17 protein-coding genes are annotated in these 20,481 nt (G+C 68.5%); 10 read left to right on the forward strand and 7 right to left on the reverse strand.

The features are described 5' to 3' along the window. Nucleotides 1-158: 158 nt before the first annotated feature. The 6 genes from ACW174_RS00495 to ACW174_RS00520 are packed head-to-tail and all read left to right on the forward strand — an operon-like array spanning nucleotide 159 to nucleotide 4,894. Nucleotides 159-731: a thermostable hemolysin gene (locus tag ACW174_RS00495; protein WP_492015741.1), complete on the forward strand. Its 573-nt coding sequence runs from the start codon at nucleotides 159-161 to the stop codon at nucleotides 729-731. Beyond that, nucleotides 728-2,152: an AMP-binding protein gene (locus ACW174_RS00500; protein WP_492015742.1), complete on the forward strand. Its 1,425-nt coding sequence runs from the start codon at nucleotides 728-730 to the stop codon at nucleotides 2,150-2,152. The genes ACW174_RS00495 and ACW174_RS00500 overlap by 4 nt, the downstream gene beginning before the upstream one ends. 8 nt (nucleotides 2,153-2,160) lie before the next feature. After that, nucleotides 2,161-2,838 (forward strand): iron-containing redox enzyme family protein, encoded by a 678-nt coding sequence (locus ACW174_RS00505; protein WP_492015743.1) that lies wholly within the window; start codon nucleotides 2,161-2,163, stop codon nucleotides 2,836-2,838. Then, nucleotides 2,828-3,580, forward strand: a complete 753-nt coding sequence (locus ACW174_RS00510) for an SDR family NAD(P)-dependent oxidoreductase (RefSeq protein ID WP_492015744.1) — start codon at nucleotides 2,828-2,830, stop codon at nucleotides 3,578-3,580. Before ACW174_RS00505 ends, ACW174_RS00510 begins: the two co-directional genes overlap by 11 nt. 22 nt (nucleotides 3,581-3,602) lie before the next feature. After that, nucleotides 3,603-4,250 (forward strand): tetratricopeptide repeat protein, encoded by a 648-nt coding sequence (locus tag ACW174_RS00515; protein WP_492015745.1) that lies wholly within the window; start codon nucleotides 3,603-3,605, stop codon nucleotides 4,248-4,250. 11 nt (nucleotides 4,251-4,261) lie between these two features. Next, nucleotides 4,262-4,894 (forward strand): methyltransferase family protein, encoded by a 633-nt coding sequence (locus ACW174_RS00520; protein ID WP_492015746.1) that lies wholly within the window; start codon nucleotides 4,262-4,264, stop codon nucleotides 4,892-4,894. Between the two features lie 11 nt (nucleotides 4,895-4,905). On the opposite strand, the gene ACW174_RS00525 is transcribed toward ACW174_RS00520, so the two are convergent. After that, entirely contained in the window at nucleotides 4,906-5,475 is a 570-nt protein-coding gene (locus ACW174_RS00525) for a cytochrome b (RefSeq protein ID WP_492015747.1), read from the reverse strand. 225 nt (nucleotides 5,476-5,700) lie between these two features. Between ACW174_RS00525 and ACW174_RS00530 the strand changes: the two genes are divergently transcribed. Both ACW174_RS00530 and ACW174_RS00535 read left to right on the forward strand, forming a co-directional pair. Then, complete coding sequence (locus ACW174_RS00530) at nucleotides 5,701-8,037, forward strand: GH92 family glycosyl hydrolase (protein ID WP_492015748.1); 2,337 nt, start codon at nucleotides 5,701-5,703, stop codon at nucleotides 8,035-8,037. A 143-nt stretch (nucleotides 8,038-8,180) separates the two neighbouring features. After that, nucleotides 8,181-9,740: a sensor histidine kinase gene (locus ACW174_RS00535; protein ID WP_492015749.1), complete on the forward strand. Its 1,560-nt coding sequence runs from the start codon at nucleotides 8,181-8,183 to the stop codon at nucleotides 9,738-9,740. 1 nt (nucleotide 9,741) lies between these two features. Here the strand turns inward: ACW174_RS00535 and ACW174_RS00540 are convergent, their stop codons facing one another. From ACW174_RS00540 to ACW174_RS00565, 6 genes are all read right to left on the reverse strand, one after another. Beyond that, the gene (locus tag ACW174_RS00540) at nucleotides 9,742-11,148 is read right to left on the reverse strand and encodes a glycoside hydrolase family 47 protein (protein WP_492015750.1); all 1,407 of its coding nucleotides are present in this window, start codon (nucleotides 11,146-11,148) and stop codon (nucleotides 9,742-9,744) included. Between the two features lie 37 nt (nucleotides 11,149-11,185). After that, nucleotides 11,186-11,638: an acyl-CoA thioesterase gene (locus tag ACW174_RS00545; protein ID WP_492015751.1), complete on the reverse strand. Its 453-nt coding sequence runs from the start codon at nucleotides 11,636-11,638 to the stop codon at nucleotides 11,186-11,188. Nucleotides 11,639-11,700: 62 nt separating this feature from the next. Further along, the gene (locus tag ACW174_RS00550) at nucleotides 11,701-12,465 is read right to left on the reverse strand and encodes a proteasome-type protease (RefSeq protein ID WP_492015752.1); all 765 of its coding nucleotides are present in this window, start codon (nucleotides 12,463-12,465) and stop codon (nucleotides 11,701-11,703) included. A gap of 73 nt (nucleotides 12,466-12,538) precedes the next feature. Next, the gene (locus ACW174_RS00555) at nucleotides 12,539-13,363 is read right to left on the reverse strand and encodes a transglutaminase family protein (protein ID WP_492015753.1); all 825 of its coding nucleotides are present in this window, start codon (nucleotides 13,361-13,363) and stop codon (nucleotides 12,539-12,541) included. Between the two features lies 1 nt (nucleotide 13,364). Then, nucleotides 13,365-14,297, reverse strand: a complete 933-nt coding sequence (locus ACW174_RS00560) for an alpha-E domain-containing protein (protein WP_492015754.1) — start codon at nucleotides 14,295-14,297, stop codon at nucleotides 13,365-13,367. A gap of 51 nt (nucleotides 14,298-14,348) precedes the next feature. Beyond that, on the reverse strand, nucleotides 14,349-15,761 hold the full coding sequence (locus ACW174_RS00565; protein ID WP_492015755.1) for a circularly permuted type 2 ATP-grasp protein: 1,413 nt from the start codon (nucleotides 15,759-15,761) through the stop codon (nucleotides 14,349-14,351). A gap of 231 nt (nucleotides 15,762-15,992) precedes the next feature. Between ACW174_RS00565 and ACW174_RS00570 the strand changes: the two genes are divergently transcribed. Next, entirely contained in the window at nucleotides 15,993-18,572 is a 2,580-nt protein-coding gene (locus ACW174_RS00570; RefSeq protein ID WP_492015756.1) for a TonB-dependent receptor, read from the forward strand. A gap of 8 nt (nucleotides 18,573-18,580) precedes the next feature. Beyond that, the gene (locus ACW174_RS00575) at nucleotides 18,581-20,257 is read left to right on the forward strand and encodes an alkaline phosphatase D family protein (protein ID WP_492015757.1); all 1,677 of its coding nucleotides are present in this window, start codon (nucleotides 18,581-18,583) and stop codon (nucleotides 20,255-20,257) included. The last annotated feature ends 224 nt before the right edge of the window (nucleotides 20,258-20,481 follow it).

Raw genomic sequence — 20,481 nt, forward strand, 5'->3', positions numbered from 1 at the left:
CGCGTCGTCTCAGGCCCACAGACCCCCGGTCCGAGGCCCGCATGTTTCCAGTTCGGCTCCCCGCCATCGACCCAGAGACGCCTTCGCCGCGTCCACGTCGGACGCTTTCGTCCAGCGTCATCCGGTTTGATGATCCCCGAACAAGCGAGCGCCGACGCGTGGAACGGTTCATCGAGGACACCTACGCCGAGGCCTACGGCAGTCGGATACAGGTCCACTATCCGACACTGATGAGCGTTCAGGACGAGGCGGGCGTCATCTATGCCGTCGTCGGCTTCAGACACGCCTCCGAGGAGCGCCTGTTCCTCGAACAGTATCTGGACGCGCCCGCGGAAGTCGTTCTCGGACAGGCCATCGGCGCGCCCGTCGAACGCGCCCACGTCGTGGAGATCGGCGGGCTTGCATCCAGTGGCCAGGGCGCGACGGTCTTCCTGTTCGCCGCCATGGCCCGCCACCTCGAGCGCGAGGGCCTGAGATTTGCGGTGGCGACCGCCACCGGAGAGTTGCGCCGCATCTTCAGCCGCGCGGGGCTTGGCGCCCTGCAACTCGCCAAGGCGGATCCGCGCCGTCTCGACGACGGCGGCGGCGCCTGGGGCGCCTACTATCAGACCGATCCTGTGGTGCTGGCCGGCTGCATCGCGGGCGCAACGGGAGCGCTGGACCATTTCTCCGAGGCGGCGCCGGTGGGCCGCGCGGTTCGCACCCGCCTTCACTATGAGACGGGCCGATGAGCGCCGTTCTGGACGCCCTGATGCGGCGCGCGCAAGCCCGGCCGGATGAGGTCGTCCTCAGCTGGACCGGAGGCGCGCTGACCGCCGCCGGGCTGATGACCGAGGTCGCCTGCCTGGCGGCGCGGCTGGTGGACGACCCCTCGCCGGTCGGCGTTGCCCTCGACAACGGTCCCGGCTGGGTCGTGACGGACCTCGCTCTCGTTCTCGCCGGCCGCGCCAGCGTGCCGATCCCGCCCTTCTTCACCGCCGCCCAGCGCTATCACGCCTTGGCCGATGCGGGCGCCGGACTGCTTATCACCCCCGGAGACGCCGACGAGGACCTCCCCGTCGCGGACGCTCGTCTTCGCATCATGGCGACCGGAATTCCGGCCCGTTCCCTGCCTGCCGGCACGGCGAAGATCACCTACACCTCCGGCTCGACCGGCGCGCCCAAGGGCGTGTGTCTGTCGCAGGACCAGATGGAAGCGGTCGCCGCCTCCCTGGTCCGGGTGCTGGGTCAGGACCGCGCCGGCCTGCATCTGCCCGTGCTGCCGCTGGCGGTTCTGCTCGAGAACGTCGCCGGCCTCTACGCCACCCTTCTGGCCGGCGGTCGATACCATGCCGTCACCCTGGCCGAGGCCGGGATGGGCGAGGCCTTCCGCCCCGACTTCGCCCGCCTGCTGACCACCGTGGTCGAGACGGGCGCGACGACCCTCATTCTGGTGCCCGAGTTGCTGCGCGGCCTGATCGCCGCACAGAGCGCGCTGCGTTTGGATCATCGGCTGGCGATGATCGCCGTCGGCGGCGCGCGCGTATCACCCGCCCTTCTCGACGCCGCTGCGGCCGCCGGCCTGCCCGTGGTCGAAGGTTACGGCCTCAGCGAGTGCGCGTCGGTCGTGGCGCTCAACACGCCGGACGATGCCCGGCCCGGCGCCGTGGGCCGCCCCCTGCCCCACCTGTCAGTCACCCTCGCTGACGACGGAGAAATCCTCGTCTCGCCCCGTCCCTTCCTCGGCTATGTGGGCGGCGAGCCGGCGCCCGAAGTGCTGCACACCGGCGACATCGGCCGTCTGGATGTCGATGGCCGCCTGTGGATCGAGGGCCGCAAGGCCAACACCCTCATCACCGCCTTCGGTCGCAACGTCGCGCCGGAATGGGTCGAGAGCGAGCTTCTGGCCGAGCCGCAAATCCTGCAGGCCATGGTCATGGGCGAGGCGCAGCCGTCCCTGTCAGCCCTGATCGTGCCGATGCCGGGCGTCGATCCGGCCCGGATCGAAGCCGCCGTGGCCCGCGCCAACGGGCGCCTGCCGGACTACGCCCACGTCGGCGACTGGCGTCTGGTCCCGCCGTTCGATCCCGCCGCCGGTCAGGTGACCGCCAACGGTCGTCCACGTCGGGACGTCCTCCGCCGCGCCTATCCCCCCTCCTCCCCCGTCGCCTGAGAGTTCGCATGTCCTTTTTCGATGACCTGATCGCCGCGACCGCCGCCGAACGCGCCGCCTTCTCCGCCATCCCGCAAATCCGGGATGGTCTCGCGGGCCGGATCAGCCGCGACACCTACGTCGCCTACCTGGCCCAGGCCTACCACCACGTCAGCCATACCGTACCCCTGATGCAGGCGGCGCGGGCCCGCCTTGATGACGAGCACGCCGTCTTCAGGACGGCGCTCGACGACTATATCGCCGAGGAAACCGGTCACGAGCAGTGGATCCTGAACGACATCCGGGCCGCCGGCGGCGATCCTGAGCAGGCCGTCCGCGACGGTCCCAATGTCGCGACCGAACTGATGGTCGCCTACGCCTACGACACCATCCAGCGGGTCAACCCCATGGCCTTCTTCGGCATGGTCTATGTCCTGGAAGGGACCAGCATCCAGCTGGCCAGCGTGGGCGCCGAAGCCGTTCAGCAGAGCCTTGGCCTCCCGCCCGCAGCCTTCTCCTACCTCGTCTCCCACGGCGCGCTGGACCAGGACCATATCCTGTTCCTGAAGCAGCTTCTGGACGGGGTCACGGACGCGGGCGACCGCGCCGCCATCGTCCATATGGCCAGGATGATGTTCGGCCTGTTCGGCGGCGTCTTCGCGTCGATCCCTCATGTCACGGCGCGGGAGATGGTCGATGCGTTTTGAGGATCGCGACATCCTGATCACCGGGGGCTCGGGCGCCCTGGGTCGCCGCGTGGTGGAGCGGATCGAACGTGAAGGCGGCCGCGTCGTCATCGTCGCGCGCGCACGGGCGCCGGGTCGCCGCACCCTCGTCGGCGACCTGTCCACCCCCCAGGGTCTTGAAGCCGTCGCGACACAGGTCAGCGGCGGGCGCTGGGACCTGCTCATCAACATCGCCGGCATCCAGCATTTCGGGCCGCTGGAACAGCAGACGCCCGAGCACCTGCTGGCGACCTACATGGTCAATCTGGTCGCGCCCGCGCGGCTGGCCCAGGCCGTATTGCCCGGCATGAAGGCGCGCGGCCGGGGACAGATCGCCAACGTCGGCTCCATCTTCGGCTCGATCAACTTTGCGCATTTCGCCACCTATTCCAGCGCCAAGGCGGGGATGCGGGCGCTCAGCCAGTCGCTCCGTCGCGAGCTGGCGGGCACGGGGGTCGGCGTGACCTATGTCGCGCCGCGGGCCGTCGCCACATCGTTCAACTCGGCCAAGGTCGATGAATACGCCCGTCTGACCGGCATGGCGGTCGACGATCCTGACCGGATCGCCGACCGCATCGTCGCCGCCATCCGCGCCGACCGCCGCGACGTCTATCTCGGCTTCCCCGAGAGCCTGTTCGTCCGGCTCAACGCCCTTGCGCCCGGCCTGATCGACGGCGCCCTGAAAGCCAATGACCTGAAGGCCCGCGCCCTGTTCGCGGGCTGAACCCACACGAGGAGACAAACCCATGAAACGCCCCCTGTTCGCCCTGGCCCTGATGGCCGCCCCGCTCGCGACGGCGTCCGTCGCCCACGCCGACGCCTGCGACGACCGCGTGCGCGGTCTTCAACAGTCCTGGGACCATGTGAATTTCGAGGTCCCGGAGGGGGTTCGCACCGCCGAGATGGCGCGCCTGAACATCCAGGCCGACGCCGTCGTCGCCCAGTGCGCCAATCGCGCCGAGCCTCTGGTCTGGGACGCCATCATCACCGCGTCGGAAGCCGGCCTGCGCGGCGGGCTGGGCGCCCTGGGCCTGGTCCGGGAGGCGCGGTCCCGGCTTGAGGCGGCCGAGCGCATCAATCCCCGTGCGATGAACGGCTCCGTCTATGTGACCCTCGGCTCGCTCTACGCCCAGGTGCCGGGCGCCCCCATCGGCTTCGGCAATCGCCAACGCGCCCGCGACTATCTCCAACGGGGTCTGGCCATGGCGCCCAACGACATCGACGCCAACTTCTTCATGGGCGATCTGCTGGTGCGGGAACACGACTGGGCGGGCGCGGCGCGCTATCTGCAGAAGGCCATCGACGCCCCGGCCCGTCCCGGCCGCGCCGTCGCCGACCGGGGGCGCAAGATCGAGGCCCGCGCCCTGCTCGTCCGCGCCCAGCAGCACCACTGAGGGCCCGAGGAATGAGCTCCCATCCTCCTGTCGCCCTGTCGCTGGACATCGTCCAGCGACGTCGGAAATGGTTCGCGGGCCTTGTGCTCGTGGTGCTTCTCGGTCTCACGGCCAGCGTGCGCTCTGTCACGGCCTTCGGCGGCGACTGGCACGATGACGTGGAAGCGCTCGGCCTGGCGATGATCATCATCGCCATCGTCGGCCGCGGCTGGTGCTCGCTCTACATCGGCGGGCGCAAGAAGGCCGAAATCGTCGATCGCGGCCCCTACTCCATCACTCGCAATCCGCTCTATGTGTTCAGCTTCATCGGCGCGTTCGGCATCGGCGCCCAGACCGGCAGTCTGGTCATCGGCGCGGTCTTCGCCATCGCCGCCTTCCTGGTCTTCCTGCGGACAGTGGGGCGGGAGGAGGCCTGGCTGGCGGAGCATTTCGGCGCGCCCTATGCCGCCTATTGCGCGCGAACCCCGCGCTTCTGGCCAAACCCCGCCCGCTGGCGCGACGCCGAGGAGCTGACCGTTCGCCCGGCCTTCTTTCTCCGCACGCTGCGCGACGGCCTGACCTTCCTGGCGGCCATACCCGTCATGGAAGGGATCGAGCACCTGCAGTCGGCGGGGCTGATCGGTTTCCCGATCGGGCTGTTCTAGGTCGCCGACCGTCAGCGGCGCGGGAATGGCCACATCCGGCCGGCCATACGACCCTTGTCGAGGAACTGGTGCTTCAGCGCGGCCCCGACATGCAGAATGACCATGGCGTAGGTGACCTTCACCAGCAGCTCATGGACGTTTTCCATCGGGCCATGCAGCGCGCGAGGCAGGCCGGGGATCAGCGGCCAGGACAGGCCGCCGATCAGGGAGGTCATGTCGCTGGTCAGGGCCGCCCGACCGGTCGAAACCGCCGCCCATCCGGTCAAGGGCAGGCCGATCAGGATCACATAGAAGGCCAGATGGCTGAGCCCGGCCGCGGTCTTTTCCCAGCGCGGCATCTCGGCGGGCAAGGCCGGCGGCGGATTGGCGATGCGCCAGCCCAACCGGATCAGGCTAAGGAAAAGGATCATGAAACCGAGCGTCTTGTGCCAGTCGAACCACAGGTCCCGGGCCGCGCCCCGCTCCATGTCGCCAAACGTCCAGCCGACATAGATCTGCACGAACAGCAGGACCGCGATCAGCCAGTGAAGTCCGGCGGCGACGGCGTTGTAGCGATGACGCGTGACAAATGGCGGGGTCATGGGACATCCTCGGAATGTGACGCGCGACAGTGACAGCTTGTCGCCGCCGGCGCTATCGCCAGAAGCCGCGGCCCGCCCCGATCTCGACTGTCGCCTCGCCCCACCCGCGGATCACCCGAGGGGCCTCCGCGCCTGAAGCCGACCCCCGGCGGCCCTTCGCCATCGTCCCTTCCAAGACAGCGCCGACCTGCCTAGTTTCGGGCATCACGGCGGAGGGATTCTCGGATGCGGCGTATCGGACTTGTCGCGGCCCTTGCGGCCCTGAACCTCGCCGGCTGCGCCACCGCGCAGGAGACGCCGCCGGCGCTCGCCACGCCTTATGACGCCGTGGACCCGTTCATCGGCACCGCCGGCAAGGGTCATACCTTCCCCGGCGCTGTCGCCCCCTTCGGCATGGTGCAGCTCAGCCCCGACACCGACTACAAGCCGTTCCGTCAGTCCTATGACTGGGCCGCCGGCTATCGCTACGACGATCCGACCATCCTCGGCTTTTCCCACACCCATTTCTCCGGCACCGGCCATTCCGACCTCGGCGATGTCCTGATCACCCCCATCTCGGGCGAGGTTAAGTGGGACGCCGGGGATCCGGCCCAGCCCGGCTCGGGCTATCGCTCGCGCTACAACAAGGCGTCGGAAGTCGCTGAGCCCGGCTATTACGCTGTCAGCCTGACGGACTCGGGGGTGCGCGCGGAGCTGACGGCCGGCGTCCGCGTCGGCCTGCACCGCTACAGCTTCCCCCGCTCCCAGCCCGCCCGCATCCTGCTCGACTTCCGCCCCTCCATCTACGACTACCCGGGTAAGGTGCTGTGGTCGCGTATCCGGGTGCATCCGGACGGCACGGTGACCGGCTTCCGCGAGACGCGCGGCTGGGCGCCGGGTCGCCAGCTCTATTTCGCCATGCGCTTCTCCAAGCCGCTGGTCGGCTACCAGCTGCAGGACCGTGAGACCGACGCCCCCTATCGCGGCTTCCGCCAGCCCGGTCGCGACATGACCGACCGCGCCCAGGTGCAGGGGCGTCAGCTGGAGGCCGCCTTCGACTTCGGGTCCATCACCGGCCCCCTGCTGGTCAAGGTCGCCGTCTCCTCGGTCGACGAGGCCGGGGCCATCCGCAATCTGGAGTCCGAAGGCGGGACCTTCGACTTTGACGGCGTCCGCGCTGAAAGCCGAGGCGCCTGGACCCAAGCCCTCGGCGCCGTCGACATCGACGCGCCGGAAGAGATGCGGACAAGCCTCTACACCGCCCTCTACCACGCCCTCATCGCCCCTTCCGTCCATGGCGATGCCGATGGCCGTTGGCGCGGGCCGGACAATGCGGTCCACCAGTCTGACTTCACCGTCCACTCGACCTTCAGCCTGTGGGACACCTTCCGCGCCGAGCATCCGCTGCTGACGTTGGTGCAGCCGGACAGCCGCAACGCCGACATGGTCAACTCGCTGATCGCCGCCCAGCAGGTCAGCCCCTACGGCATCCTGCCGGTCTGGTCGTTCGCGGGTCAGGAGACCTGGACCATGATCGGCTATCACGCCGTCCCGGTCATCGCCGACGCGTATCTGAAGGGCGTGAAGGGCATCGACGGCGAGGCCGCGCTGAACGCCATGACCGCCAGCGCCACCTACCGTCCCTACGGCGGTCTGGGCGACTATATGGACCTCGGCTACGTCCCCATCGACCGCGAGCCCGAGGCCGCGTCCAAGACTGTCGAATACGCCTATGACGACTGGACCATCGCCCGCATGGCCCAGCGCCTGGGCCGCACCGATGTGCAGGCCGTCTTCGACCGGCGGGCGGGCTTCTGGCGCAACACCTTCGATGCCGAGACCGGCTTCGTCCGCGCCCGTCTGGCCGACGGCAGCTTCCGCACGCCCTTCGATCCGACCGCCATCAACTACGGCTCGGACTACACCGAGGGCAACGCCTGGCAGTATTCGTGGTTCGTGCCGCAGGACATGGCCGCGCTGGTCAATGTCATGGGCGGCGACGCGGCGACGGTGACCAGGCTGGACGCCATGTTTGATCACGACAACACCGGGCTGGACTATTCACACGCCGAGGACATCGCGGGCCTGATCGGCCAGTACATCCACGGCAACGAGCCCAGCCACCATTCGGCCTATGCCTATGTCTTCGCCGGCGCCCCGTGGCGCACCCAGGCGCGGCTGAAGCAGATCATGGACAGCCAGTATCACGCCGGTCCGGCCGGTCTGGCGGGGAACGACGACGTGGGCCAGATGTCCGCCTGGCTGATGTTCACGGCCATGGGCTTCTACCCGGTCACCCCCGCCTCCGGTCAGTATGTGATCGGCCGGCCGTTCGTGGAGCGGGCCACCCTGAACCTGCCCAACGGCAACCGCTTCACCATCTCCACCGAGGGCCTGTCGGACGCCCATCTGTACGTCCAGTCGGTCACCCTGAACGGCCGTCCCCTGAACCGCACCTGGATCGGCCACGACGAAATCCAGGCCGGCGGCGAACTCCGCTTCGTCATGGGCGCCGAGCCCAACCTGCTGTGGGGCGCGACGGCCGCCGAACGGCCCTATGCGATGAGCGCCTATGGTCGCTGAACCGTCACAGTAAGCTAACCGGGCATTCATCTTCCCTGCCCTACACCCCGCCCTCGATCGCCGCGCGTAACTGCGGCGGGGAGTGTGGAGTTGGGGTTGTGGGCAGGCGGACGTGGGCGACCTTACGGGTCGCGGTCATCCTCGTGGCCGTCGCCAGCCTCGGCATGCTGGCTGTGCTGGGCGTCGTCAGCACCAGCATCGACGCGCACCAGCGCATCAAGGAACAGCAGCTGGTCGAGCTCCGCGTCGCCGGCGCGCTGAAGGCCGTCACCGTCGATCTGACCGCCGCCACCACCTGGGACGAGGCCGTCACCCGGTTGAGCGGACCGCCCGACACAGACTGGATTGATCATCATGTCGGGGCCTTCTATGCGGCCCAGAGCGGTCACGTCGCCACCTTGTCCTATGACGGCGACGGGCGCCTGCTGCGCGTCAGTCTGGGGGGCAAGCCCGCCGGCGCGGATCCGGCCCACCCGTTCGCCCACGCCGCCGCCTCCCTCGTCGCCGACGTGCGCAACCGCGCCGCCGTGCGCGACCGGACCGCTGTGGCCATGCAGGCCGTTCGTGTTCGCAGTGGCGTGGTCGGCGTCAACGGCCAGACCTGGCTCGCCGCCGCCTCCACTGTCGTGCGGCACACGGACAATGGACCGGTCCCGCCCGCCGACCCGGTCATCGCCTCCTTCAAGCCCTTCGAAACCGTGGTCGCTCCTCTGGGGGACGAACTGGGGCTGAAGGCCGCCGCCTATCATTCGGGCGCCGCAACGCCCGCCCTTCACGGCCATCAGACCGCCGTGGCCGTGCGCGACATCGAGGGCCGGACCCAGGGCTGGATCGTCTGGACCGCCGAGGCGCCGGGCGCCCGCGTCCTGCGCGATGCCGTGCCCCTGATGCTGATCCTGCTGCTGGCCACTCTGCTGGCCGGGGCGGTGCTGTTCCGCAAGGTGGCCGACGATGTGCGCCGGCTCAGCGACAGCGAACAGGCCCTCGCCGTGGCCCTCAGGAAGGCCGAGGCCGGCAGCGCCGCCAAGTCCCGCTTCCTGTCCAACATCAGCCACGAGCTGCGCACGCCCCTGAACGGCGTGCTCGGCATCGCCCAGGTGATCGAGGACGATCTGCTGACGCCGCAACAGCGCGACCGCATGGCGCTTCTCAAGGAGGCCGGAAAGGCCCAGTTGCGTCTGATCGAGAACCTGCTGGTCGCCATGCGGCTTCAGAACGACGTCGTGGTCCTGCATCCCGCGCCCTTCTCGCCCGACCACCTGCTGCGCCAGATGGCGGCTGACTATCGTGGCGGCGCGGCGGCGAAGGGCCTGACATTCCGCGTCGAAACCAAGGCCCCGACCCGCCGTCTGGGTGACGAGGGCCAGATCGCCCGGCTGATCGAACCGATCATCGACAACGCCGTGCGCTTCACCGCCGTCGGCACGGTCACCGTCCGGGCCCGCGAAACCCACAACGCCCTGATTTTCGAGGTCGCCGACACCGGTCCCGGCGTCCCGCCCGAGGTCGTCGCCGACCTGTTCAACGCCTTCACCCAGCTGGATGAGACCTCCACCCGCGCCACCGACGGCGCCGGCCTGGGCCTGGCCATAAGCCACGGCCTGACCACCGTCATGAAGGGCCGTATCGAGGTCGAGAGCCAACCCGGCGAGGGCAGCCTGTTCCGTGTGACGCTTCCCCTGGAGCGGGCGGCGGCGGACTAGATCAGGAGGCGACAAACCCCCGCAGCACGCACGCCTCGGTGCTCAGCTGCAGCCGGTCCAGGTCGATCCGCTTCGGTTCGGCGAACATGATGAAGTAGTATTTCATCTGCTCGGACCACCAGTAGCCGGGGCAGTTGTCGCCCTGTTCCATCGGCCGGGTCGTGATGTCCTTCAGCGACGTGTAGCCGTAGGCCGCCTTCGAGGTGGCCTTCATGTTGCGATAGTGGATGGCCGTCAGGGCGCGATAGCGGTCGTCGCGGTCACCCAGCCACAGGTTCAGGCAGGCGTCGGCGAACTCGGGCCGCAGACCGGTGCCCTTGCCGCGCGGCGTGCGGGTCCGCACGTCGGTCGACTCCGGGATGATGACGTACCGGTCCTGCATCTCGGTATAGGTGGCCAGGAAGTCGTCGCCCGCCGCTTTCAGACCCACCTGTCCCAGCAGGCCGGCCAGATAGGCGCCCAGCACCGTCTGCGACCAGGCGGTCGGTTGGGCGGTCTCATAGTCCACCATCGGGAACCACAGGCGGCCGTCGAACCGCTGGCCCTGATGGGCGACCATCGCGCCCATACATTCCTCGGCCCAGCGCTTCATGTCCGTGTCGCCGAACATCTCCCAGCTGTCCCACAGGTATTCGTAGAAGCTGTCGGCATAGACGTCGATCGAGGCGTTGCGGCTGGTGAACAGCCCCGTTTCGGCGTGGATGTTGGCGGCCATCAGCCCCTTGTCGGAGCGCAGATCCAGCGCGTGCTTCATCGCCCGCTTGGCGGCGACGTAATAGCGGTCATCACCCGTCAGCTGGCTCAGCACGCCGAACTCGGTCGCATAGGTGCCGATCTCGGCCAGGTTGGTCTCCGGGTCCCGCACCGCCCCGGTCTTCAGGTTCACATAGCGATACGGCAGGCCGTGCGGCGACGCGTCGAAGGCCTTCATCAGCCGGTCGGCCAGATCCTTTGCCTTGTCCAGCAGCATCGGATCGCCACAGGCCAGATGCGCCGAGATCAGCCCGCCGACCAGACGGATATTGGTCTCGAACACCTGCGAATAGTCGTCGATGTCGAAGTTCAGATGGGCCTTCACCCAGTCGACGCCGGCCTGGAACTCCTCGTCCAGCTCCATGATCCACAGGGTGTCCAGCGCCTCGACCAGCGACAGGCCGAGGTCATGCCCTTCAATGAAGAAAGACCGCGCCGTGCCAGACACCGGATTGATCTCGTCCTTGCCCCACGCCTTGGCGACATAGTGATCCCAGGCCCATTTGAACTCGGCCTTCACATCGGCGCCCAGCGCGGCCCAATCTTCGGATTGCAGCGATGGCGCCGCCCGCGCGGGCAGTCCCGTCAGTCCAAGCGCGGCGAGACCGCCGGACAGGGCGAGGGCATGGCGGCGAGTCAGGCGGGACTGGGTCATGCCGCACCCTATCGCGGGAGGCCGCGGCTGCAACCGCTCAGCACGCGGTCCCGTCCATGGCGCGGCACGCCGCGATGAAGGCCTCCGGCACCGGCACGCTGCGGCGCGGGCCCTCCGGCGCCACGCAGACATAGGTCAGGCCCACGTCGGCCAGCAGTTCGTCGCCCCGGAACACCGCCACGCGCGGCTGGAACGAGGTGCGCCCGAACCGCTCGATCCGCGCCCCCAGTCTGAGCTCGTCATCGAACATCGCCGAGGCGCGGAAATCCGCCGAGGCCCCCGCCGCGAACATGTCTATGCCCAGCGCGGCCAGGCCGCCCGGCCCGGCCAGACCGATCGCGCGCATATATTCGCTCATCGCCACGTCGGCGTAGACGAAGTAGTTCGGGTTGAAGACCACCCCCTGCATGTCCACCTCCGCCCAGCGCACGCGCAGGGGCTCGAAGAAGGCGAAATCGGCGGGCGTCGAAGGGGTGTCGAAAGCGGGCATGGGCTCAGGCTAGGCCGCGCTTCACCCGCCCCGCAAGGCGCCGCCACGTCAGCGGGCGCGTCTCAGTCGAAGGCCGAGGCCCCGCCGCTGTTCGGCATCCACGGCGGCTCGGGCATGGCCGCGCGCGCCTGCGCCTGGGCGCGGGTCCAGCGGTCGTGCAGGTCCTCGAAATAGGGATCGTCCTGCTCGATCCGCCGCTCGTCGCCCGAGATCATGTCCCGCCGCAGGGTCAGCATGTCGAACGGCGCGCCCACGCCGACGTTGCAGCGCATGGTGGTCGAGAACGAGATCAGGCCCAGCTTCACCGCCTCCGACAACGATGTGCTGCCGCGCATGCCGCTGACCAGGATCGGCTTTCCGTATTTGGCCTCGCCGATCTGCATGAAGGGCGTGTCGGCCCCGCACTCGATGAAATTGCCCTGGCTGTAGATCAGGAACAGCTGCATCGGCCCGCCGGCGATCTGGCCGCCCAGCAGCATCGAGGCCGAGGTGTTCAGGCTGTCCGCCTCCAGCGCCGGCGCGATGGACTGGCGCACATTGCGCAGCGCGTGGCCCAGCAGTTGGGCGCACCGGAACAGCGACGACGCCGTCTCCAGCGTTTCCGCCTCTTCCCCGACATTCAGGTGAACGCCTTCGCGGACCATGGCCAGCGCCGTCTGAGTCACCGACAGATTGCCCGCGGTGGCGACGGCCAGCACCCGGTCGCCGGGCTTATCCACGACATGGAGCTTGCGATATGACGAGATATTGTCGACGCCCGCATTGGTGCGAGTGTCGGCGATCATCGCCAGCCCCTCATCGACCAGCAGGCCTACGCAATAGGTCATTGGACGCGTCGTATCCCGCCAACGTCAGAATTCGACTGAGCGTAACAGATTCCCGCGACAGTCGACCCCGCGCTCACGCCTGTTGTTGCCCCTGTTGCATGTCGGCATCATGTACGGTCAGCCGTACCGCCAGCGTCTCGCCGCTGCCGCCGTAGCTGGCCCCGCGCACCGGGGCGGCCCCGAGGTAGTCCAGACCCGTGGCGATGCGGACATAGCGCTCGGTCGGGCAGATGCCGTTGGCCGGATCGAAGCCGACCCAGCCCAGCCCCTCGATCCAGGCCTCCGCCCAGGCGTGGGCGGCCTCCTGATCGGCCCGGTCGCGTCGCGCCAGATGGCCCGAGACATAGCGGGCGGGCACCCCCATCTGCCGGGCGCAGGCGATGAAGACGTGGGCGTGGTCCTGACAGACCCCCCGCCCCAGCGCCAGAACCTCGCTGGCCGTATGCGTCGGGGTCGTCACACCGACCTCGAACGCGACCGAGCCGTTGATCGCCGCCATAAGCCGGTGCATCCGGTCCAGCGGCGGGTGGGCCTGAAACTCGGACGCGAAGACCGAGATCAGCTTGTCCCGCTTCGTCAGATCGGTGTCGCGCAGAAAGACCAGCGGCGATAACCGCTCCTGATCCGGCGGGATCACGCCTGCGGTATTCGCCGTGACCACCTCGCCGGTCACGCGGATGGTCAGGCTCTTGGTCGGCTGCTCGGTGTAGAGCGAATGCACGATGTTGCCGAACGCGTCCTCGGACCGGCGCAGGCGCGCGTCCACATCGGTCTCCACCTGCCAGTGCCGCACCGTCTGGGCTTCGCTGGAGCGTGGCGACAGACGCAGGGTCTGGATGATGAAACGCGCCGCCCGGTCGTAGGCGTAGGTCGTCGCGTGGTCGATCCGGATACGCATGTCAGCTCAGATACTGTTCGGTGATCGCCTGCCCCAGCCGCCCGTTCTCGTTCAGGAACGACTGGATGTACTCGTGCAGGCCGGACTGGAAGATGGTCTCGATGCGGGAGTTATCAAACGCCCGCATCCGGTCCGCCGCCAGCCGCTGGGCCGGGCCGCGACGGCCATAGTCGCTCGACAGCTTCTCCAGATACCGGACGATGGAGGCCTGACAGCTGGCCAGCGAGCGCGGCATCTGCCGGTTCAGCACCAGCAGGTCGGCCACCAGCCACGGCTTCACACTGTCCCGGTAGACCCAACGGTAGGCCGTCAGCGCCGAGACCTCGCGCAGAAGGGTGGTCCACTGGAAATAGTCCAGCTGCCCCCCGACCCGCTCGCCCTCCGGCAGCAGCAGATGGTATTTCACATCCAGCAGACGGGCGGTGTTGTCCGCCCGTTCGATCGCGGCGCCGAGGCGCAGGAAATAGTAGCCGTCGTTGCGCAGCATGGTCCGCGACGTCGCGCCCTCGACCGACAGGGTGACGGTCTTCACCCACTCCAGGAAATGCCCGAAGTCGTCGCGGCGGGTCGGCTGGCCCTGCTCGGCCAGACCGTTCCAGGCGCCGTTGATGGCCTCCCACAGCTCGACCGTCAGCGCCGTGCGCACCGACCGCGCATTGGTCCGCGCCCGGGTGATGCAGGCGGTGATCGACGAGGCGTTCTCCGGCGCGAAGGCCAGATACTCCCGCACCGACTTCTCGGTCGGCGCCCGGCCGAGGGCCTTGGGCACGCTGGCCGACGCCAGGGCGCTGGCCCACACCGTCTCGGCGTCGCCGTCGCCCCGCGTCGGAATGGCGGCGAGGCGGATGGTCGCCTCCAGGATCCGGGCGAGGAAGTCCGCCCGCTCGATATAGCGGCCCGTCCAGTACAGGCTGTCTGCGGTTCTTGAGAGCATTATCCCTCCCCCCTCGGGGAAGGATGATGGAGGGGGTGTGTCAGGACCATCTCAAACATCCAGCACCCAAGTGTCCTTGGTTCCACCGCCCTGGCTGGAGTTCACCACCAGCGAGCCGGGCTTCAGCGCCACGCGCGTCAGCCCGCCAGGCGCCACCTTGACCCCGTCCGGGCTGGACAGCACGAAGGGCCTCAGATCGACGTGCCGCCCGTGCAACTCGCCCTTGTCCAGCGTCGGCGCGGTCGACAGCGCCAGCGTCGGCTGGGCGATGAAGTCGTCCGGATCGTTGATCAACTTCTTGCGGAAATTCTCGATCTCCGCCTTGGTCGAGGCCGGGCCGACCAGCATGCCGTAACCGCCGGACCCGCCGACCTCCTTGACCACCAGGTCGCCGAGATTGGCCAGCACATGCTTCAGCGCGTCGGGCTCGCGACATCGCCAGGTCGGCACATTATTGAGGATCGGCTCCTCGCCGGTGAAGAAGCGGATGATCTCCGGCATATAGGTATAGACCGCCTTGTCGTCGGCCACGCCGGTGCCCACCGCGTTCGCCAGCGTCACCGTCCCCGCCTCATAGGCCGCCATCAGCCCCGGCACGCCCAGCGCCGAATCCGGGCGGAAGGTCAGCGGGTCGAGGAAGGCGTCGTCGATGCGGCGATAGACGACATCCACCTGCTGGCGCCCCTCGGTCGTGCGCATGTAGACCTTGCCGTCGTCGACGAAGAGGTCGCGCCCCTCGACCAGCTCGACCCCCAGCTTGTCGGCCAGGAAGCTGTGTTCGTAATAGGCGGAGTTGAACGGCCCGGGCGTCAGCACCACGATCGTCGGGTCTGCCCCTGCCGCCTCGGGCGCGCAGGCCCTCAGGGACGCCAGCAGCATGTCCGTATAGGTCTCGACCGGCCGCACCGGATAGTCGGCGAACAGGTCGGGGAACAACCGCATCATCATTTCGCGGTTCTCCAGCATATAGGAGACCCCCGACGGCGTGCGGCAGTTGTCTTCCAGCACATAGAAGCCGTCCTCGCCGGTCCGCACCAGATCCACGCCCGCGATCTGCACCCAGATATCGCGCGGCGGCCGGCGCCCCTGCATCTCGGGCGCATACTGCGGATTGGTCAGGATCAGTTCGGCCGGCACCACGCCCGCCCTCAGGCATTCCTGCTTGCCGTACACATCGGCGAGGAAGGCGTTGATCGCGGACACCCGCTGGATCAGCCCCTTCTCCAGCCCGGACCATTCAGCCGCCCCGATGATACGGGGCACGACGTCGAAGGGGATCAGCCGTTCGCTGGATTCCGCGTCGCCATAGACGGCGAAGGTCACCCCCATCCGTCGGAAGAACAGCTCCGCCTGCCGCGAGCGCGCCTGCAGCAGCCCGTCAGGCGCCTCCGCCAGCCACCGCGCCAGTCCGCGATAGCTTTCGCGGACTTCCCCGCCGTCACCGGACATCTCGTCGAACGCCATGCCGCTCCCACCGCAATCAAAGTGCAGCGTGACCCTACAAGCCACGCTGGCGCAACAGGAATGTTGCGCTGCGGCAAAGGTTCAGCCCGCATCGGATCATTCTCCGCTCACGCCGCCTACTGATCAATGGTCACGTACCGGACTCGCCAGCTTCATGCGCCGGTCGCCGCACCGTCGCTTCGGCGGCATACAGCCCCGCTAGGTCGGGCTCCTCACCTCGGGGGCTCCGTCATGATTCATCGCGTTCAACGTTCGTCCATCCTGCTCGGCGCCAGCGCCCTGGGCGTGGTCTGGGCCCTGGCCGGAACCGCTTCCGCCCAGCAGGCCGAACCCTCCACCCAGCTGGACGAGGTCGTCGTCACCGCCCAGCTGCGCGAACAGAGCGCCGTCGAGGTGCCCTTCGCCCTGACCGCCTACACTGGCGAGCGGCTGGAACAGCTGGGCGTGCAAGACTTCGAGGAGCTGTCGGCCTTCACCCCCGGCTTCCTTGTCCAGAACCAGTCGCCCAACAACGCCGGCTTCGTCATGCGCGGCATCACCTCCGACTCGGGGGAATCCACCACCGAACCGCGCGTCTCGGTCTTCCAGGACGGCGTCTCCATCTCCAAGTCGCGCGGCTCCTATGTCGAGCTGTTCGACATCGAGCGCGTCGAGATCGCCCGCGGCCCGCAGTCGACCCTCTATGGCCGCGGCGCCATGATCGGCGCGGTCAACGTGATCCAGAACAAGGCCGAGATCGGTCACTGGGAGTCCGGAGGCCGGTTCGGCATCGGCGACCTGAACTACCGGATGGGCGAGCTGATGGTGAACGCCCCCATCGGCGACAGCGCCGCCATCCGCTTCGCCACCCGGATGAAAACGCGTGAGGGCTATGTCGAGAACCTGCTGGGCGGCGCGGACTACAACGGCTTCAACACCCAGGCCTTCCGCCTGTCGGGCGCCGTCCAGCCGACCGAAGGCTTCCGCTTCGACCTCATCGCCAACTACCAGAACGACGACTCGCCCGGCACCGCCTTCAAGTCGCTGGCCTATGCGCCGCAAGACCCCAACACCGGCGCCGTCCTTGGATCCGCCGAGCCTTGGGAAGGCGCGGCCCTGACGCCGGGCACAAACATCGACGGCGGCCAGTCGCTCGGCCTGGACCGCGAAGTCTGGGGCGTGACCGGCATCGGCCGTCTGGATCTGTCCGACAGCCTGACCCTGACCTCGACCACCGCCTACCGTAGCTTCGACTCCTATGAGGTGTTCGACGCAGACGGCATCGCCCTGCCCCTGCTCTCGGCCGTGGAGGACGCGCAGGGCGAGCAGTGGAGCCAGGAGCTGCGCCTGAACTGGGACAACGGCGGGACCCTGTCCGGCTTCTTCGGCGCCGGCTACTTCAAGGAAGAAGGCTCGCAGCGCACCCCGGTCGAGTTCAACGAGCGCATCGCCCTGGCCCAGCTGGCCGGCCTGCTGGACGGCGCGCCGGGCGTCACCGGCCCGAACGTCCTGCCGCTGGCCTTCTATTCGAACCCCGCCCTGCTGGATCCGATCCTCGGCGGTCTCGGCCTGCCCGCTCTGGCCATTCCGGGCATCCGCAACAACCTTAAGGCCTCGCATATCGAGACCGCCACCAACACCAGCGAGCTGGAGTCCATCGACCTGTTCGCCGACGTCACCTGGCGTCCGAGCGAGCGTCTGGAGTTCTCGGCCGGCCTGCGCTGGACCCAGGACGAAAAGACCACCGGCTATTCCTCCGCCGTCCTCAACGGCCGCTCGGTCGCCGGCAGCCTGCTGGGCGTCCAGCAGGTGCAGCGTCAGATCAACCAGTTGATCGCCGTCGGCACACCGGCCGCCCTGGCCCAGGCCGCCCAGCTCGGCGCCTTCGCCAACGGTCTGGTCACCCAGCTGGCCACCCCGGGCGCCGCCACCGCGCCGTTCAGCGCCGCCTTCCCCGGCTTCGGCCTGACCTTCCAGCCGACCGCCAACAACGGCGACTTCATCTATCAGGACCTGTCGGACGACGGCTTCACCTGGCGCGTCACCGGCCGCTACGCCCTGGGTGAGGACACCAGCCTGTACGCCAACTACGCCCGGGGTCGCCGCCCGGCCGTGCTCGCCCCCCGCGCGCCCTCGACCCCGTTCGCCGCCCCGACCTTCACCTTCGTCGACGCCGAAGAGGTCGACAGCTACGAAGTCGGCGCCAAGACCACCGGCCTGCTGGACGGCGCCCTGCATCTCGACGGCTCGGTCTATCTCTACGACTACTCGAACTTCCAGACGACGGTTCAGGTCGGCACCCAGTTCGTGACCACCAATGCGGGCGAGGCCAAGGCCTACGGCTTCGAGGGACAGGCGGTCTTCAGCGCCAACGACGCCCTGGACCTGTTCGCCACCTATGCCTTCAACCACTCGCGGTTCGAGGCGGGCATCTATGACGGCAACCGCTTCCGTCTGGCCCCGGACCATCGCGCCTCGGTCGGCCTGATCTGGCGCACCCCGATCTTCGGCGGCGAGGTCTCGGTCATGCCGACGTACAGCTGGCAGTCGGAGATGTTCTTCGATGACAACAACGACCGCACCGACCTCCAGACCGGCAACTTCGTCCCCGACGTCATCGTGGACGAGGTCCAGGAGAGCTACGGGGTCATGAACCTGCGCGTCCGCTTCGAGGGTTCGCAGGGCGACTGGTCGATCGAGGCCTTCGCCGACAACCTTCTGGAAGAAGAGTTCATCAAGGACGCGGGCAATACCGGCGACGGTCTGGGCCTGCCGACCTTCATCGCGGGCGAGCCCCGCACCGTCGGCCTCGTCTTCGGCCTGAAATACTGAGGTTCGCGATGTCCCTTCACCGTCGGGGCCTTCTGGGCCTGATCGGCGCCGGCGCGGCGGGCGTCAGCCTGCCCGCCGCCGCCCGGACTTCGGATACGGTCACCTTCAGCCACGGGGTCGCCTCCGGCGATCCCCGGACCGACGGCGCGGTGATCTGGACCCGCGTCACCCCGTCTGATTCGTCCGCCCGGTCGATCCGGGTGGACTGGTCGGTCTGGCGCGACGGCGACGCCTCCGCCGCCGTCGCGGGCGGCACGGTCGAGACCGGTCCCCAGCGTGATTTCACGGTCAAGGTCCCGGTCACGGGCCTCCAGCCCGGCGTCGAATATCGCTACGCCTTCTCGGCCGGCGAGGTCCGTTCCGATCAGGGCCGCGTCCGCACCCTGCCGGTCGGCGCCACGCCCGAGGCCGTTCTGGCCGTCGTCTCGTGCCAGCTCTATCCGGGCGGCCTGTTCAACGCCTACGACGCCATCGCCAGACTCGACCGCCTCGACGCCGTCGTCCACCTCGGGGATTACATCTATGAATACGGCGCCGAGCCCGACGACTACGGCATGGATCACGGCGCCACGCTGAACCGCGCGCCGCTTCCGCCGCACGAGATCGTCACCTTGGCCGACTACCGCCAGCGTCACGCCCAGTACAAGACCGATCCTGACCTGCAGGCCGCCCACGCCCGCGCCGCCTTCATCTGCGTCTGGGACGACCACGAGGTCGCCAACGACACCTGGACCCTGGGCGCCGAGAACCACACCGCCGCCACCGAGGGCGAGTTCACCACCCGCAAGGCCGCGGCGCTGAAGGCCTATTTCGAATGGATGCCGATCCGCGAGCCGGAAGGCGGGCTGTCCGAGGACGCCATCTACCGCAGCTTCGACTTCGGCGATCTGGCCAGCCTGCTGATGGTCGAGACCCGACTGACCGCGCGCAACGAACAGCTGAGCTACGCCGCAGACATGCCGATGACGGCTGCCGGGCCCGACGTCGCCGCCTTCGAGGCGAAGCGCAACGACCCGGGCCGCGACCTGCTCGGCGACCGCCAGCGCGGCTGGATCCGCGACACGCTCGCCGCCTCGAAGGCCGCCGGTCGTCCGTGGCAGGTGCTCGGCAATCAGGTGGTCATGGGCCGGGTGCAGGGCCCCGACATCTCCAAACTGGCTTCCCGCATCGAGATCATGGCCCTGATGGCTGGCCTCAAGCCCGAGGTCCGCGCCCAGGTCCAGCAGGCGCAGCAACTGTTCAGCCTCGGGGTCCCCTTCAACCTCGACAGCTGGGACGGCTACCCCGCCGGCCGCGAGCGCCTCTACGCCGCCTTCGCCGACGCCGGGGTCGAACCCATCGTCCTGGCCGGCGACAGCCACGCCTTCTGGGTCAATGACCTGAAGGACGCCGCCGGTCGCCGCGCCGCCGTCGAGTTCGGGACCAGTTCGATCTCCAGCCCCTCCCCCGGCGACCACGTCCCCGGCGTCCCCCTCGGCGCCGCCCTGACCGCCGCCAACGCCGAAGTCGTTCTCTGCGACCAGTCGGCCAAGGGCTACGTCCTCCTGACCCTGACGCCGGATCAGGCCAGGGCCGAACTGCGCACCGTCTCGACCATCATGGCCAAGCCCTATCGCGCGGGCGTGCTGAAGACCTTCACGGTCGCGAAGACCGCGACGGGTATGGGACCGCTGGTCGGGAGCTGACCCTCTCCCTTCAATGAGCTGGATGCTTGTCATCCCGGCCGAAGCGAAGCGGAGAGCCGGGACGCACAGCCTCACGAATTCCATCCTCCCGGAAGCTGCGCCAGCAGCTATCCGGGAGAAGGGTCAGGATTCAGCGCGACGGCAACCCGTCTCCCGGACAATCGCACCGCGATTTCCGGGAGGCTCCAGGTGTTGCGCTCCACGTCCCGGATCACCGCTGCGCG

It is taken from the genome of Brevundimonas sp. AVps31 (assembly GCF_058681355.1).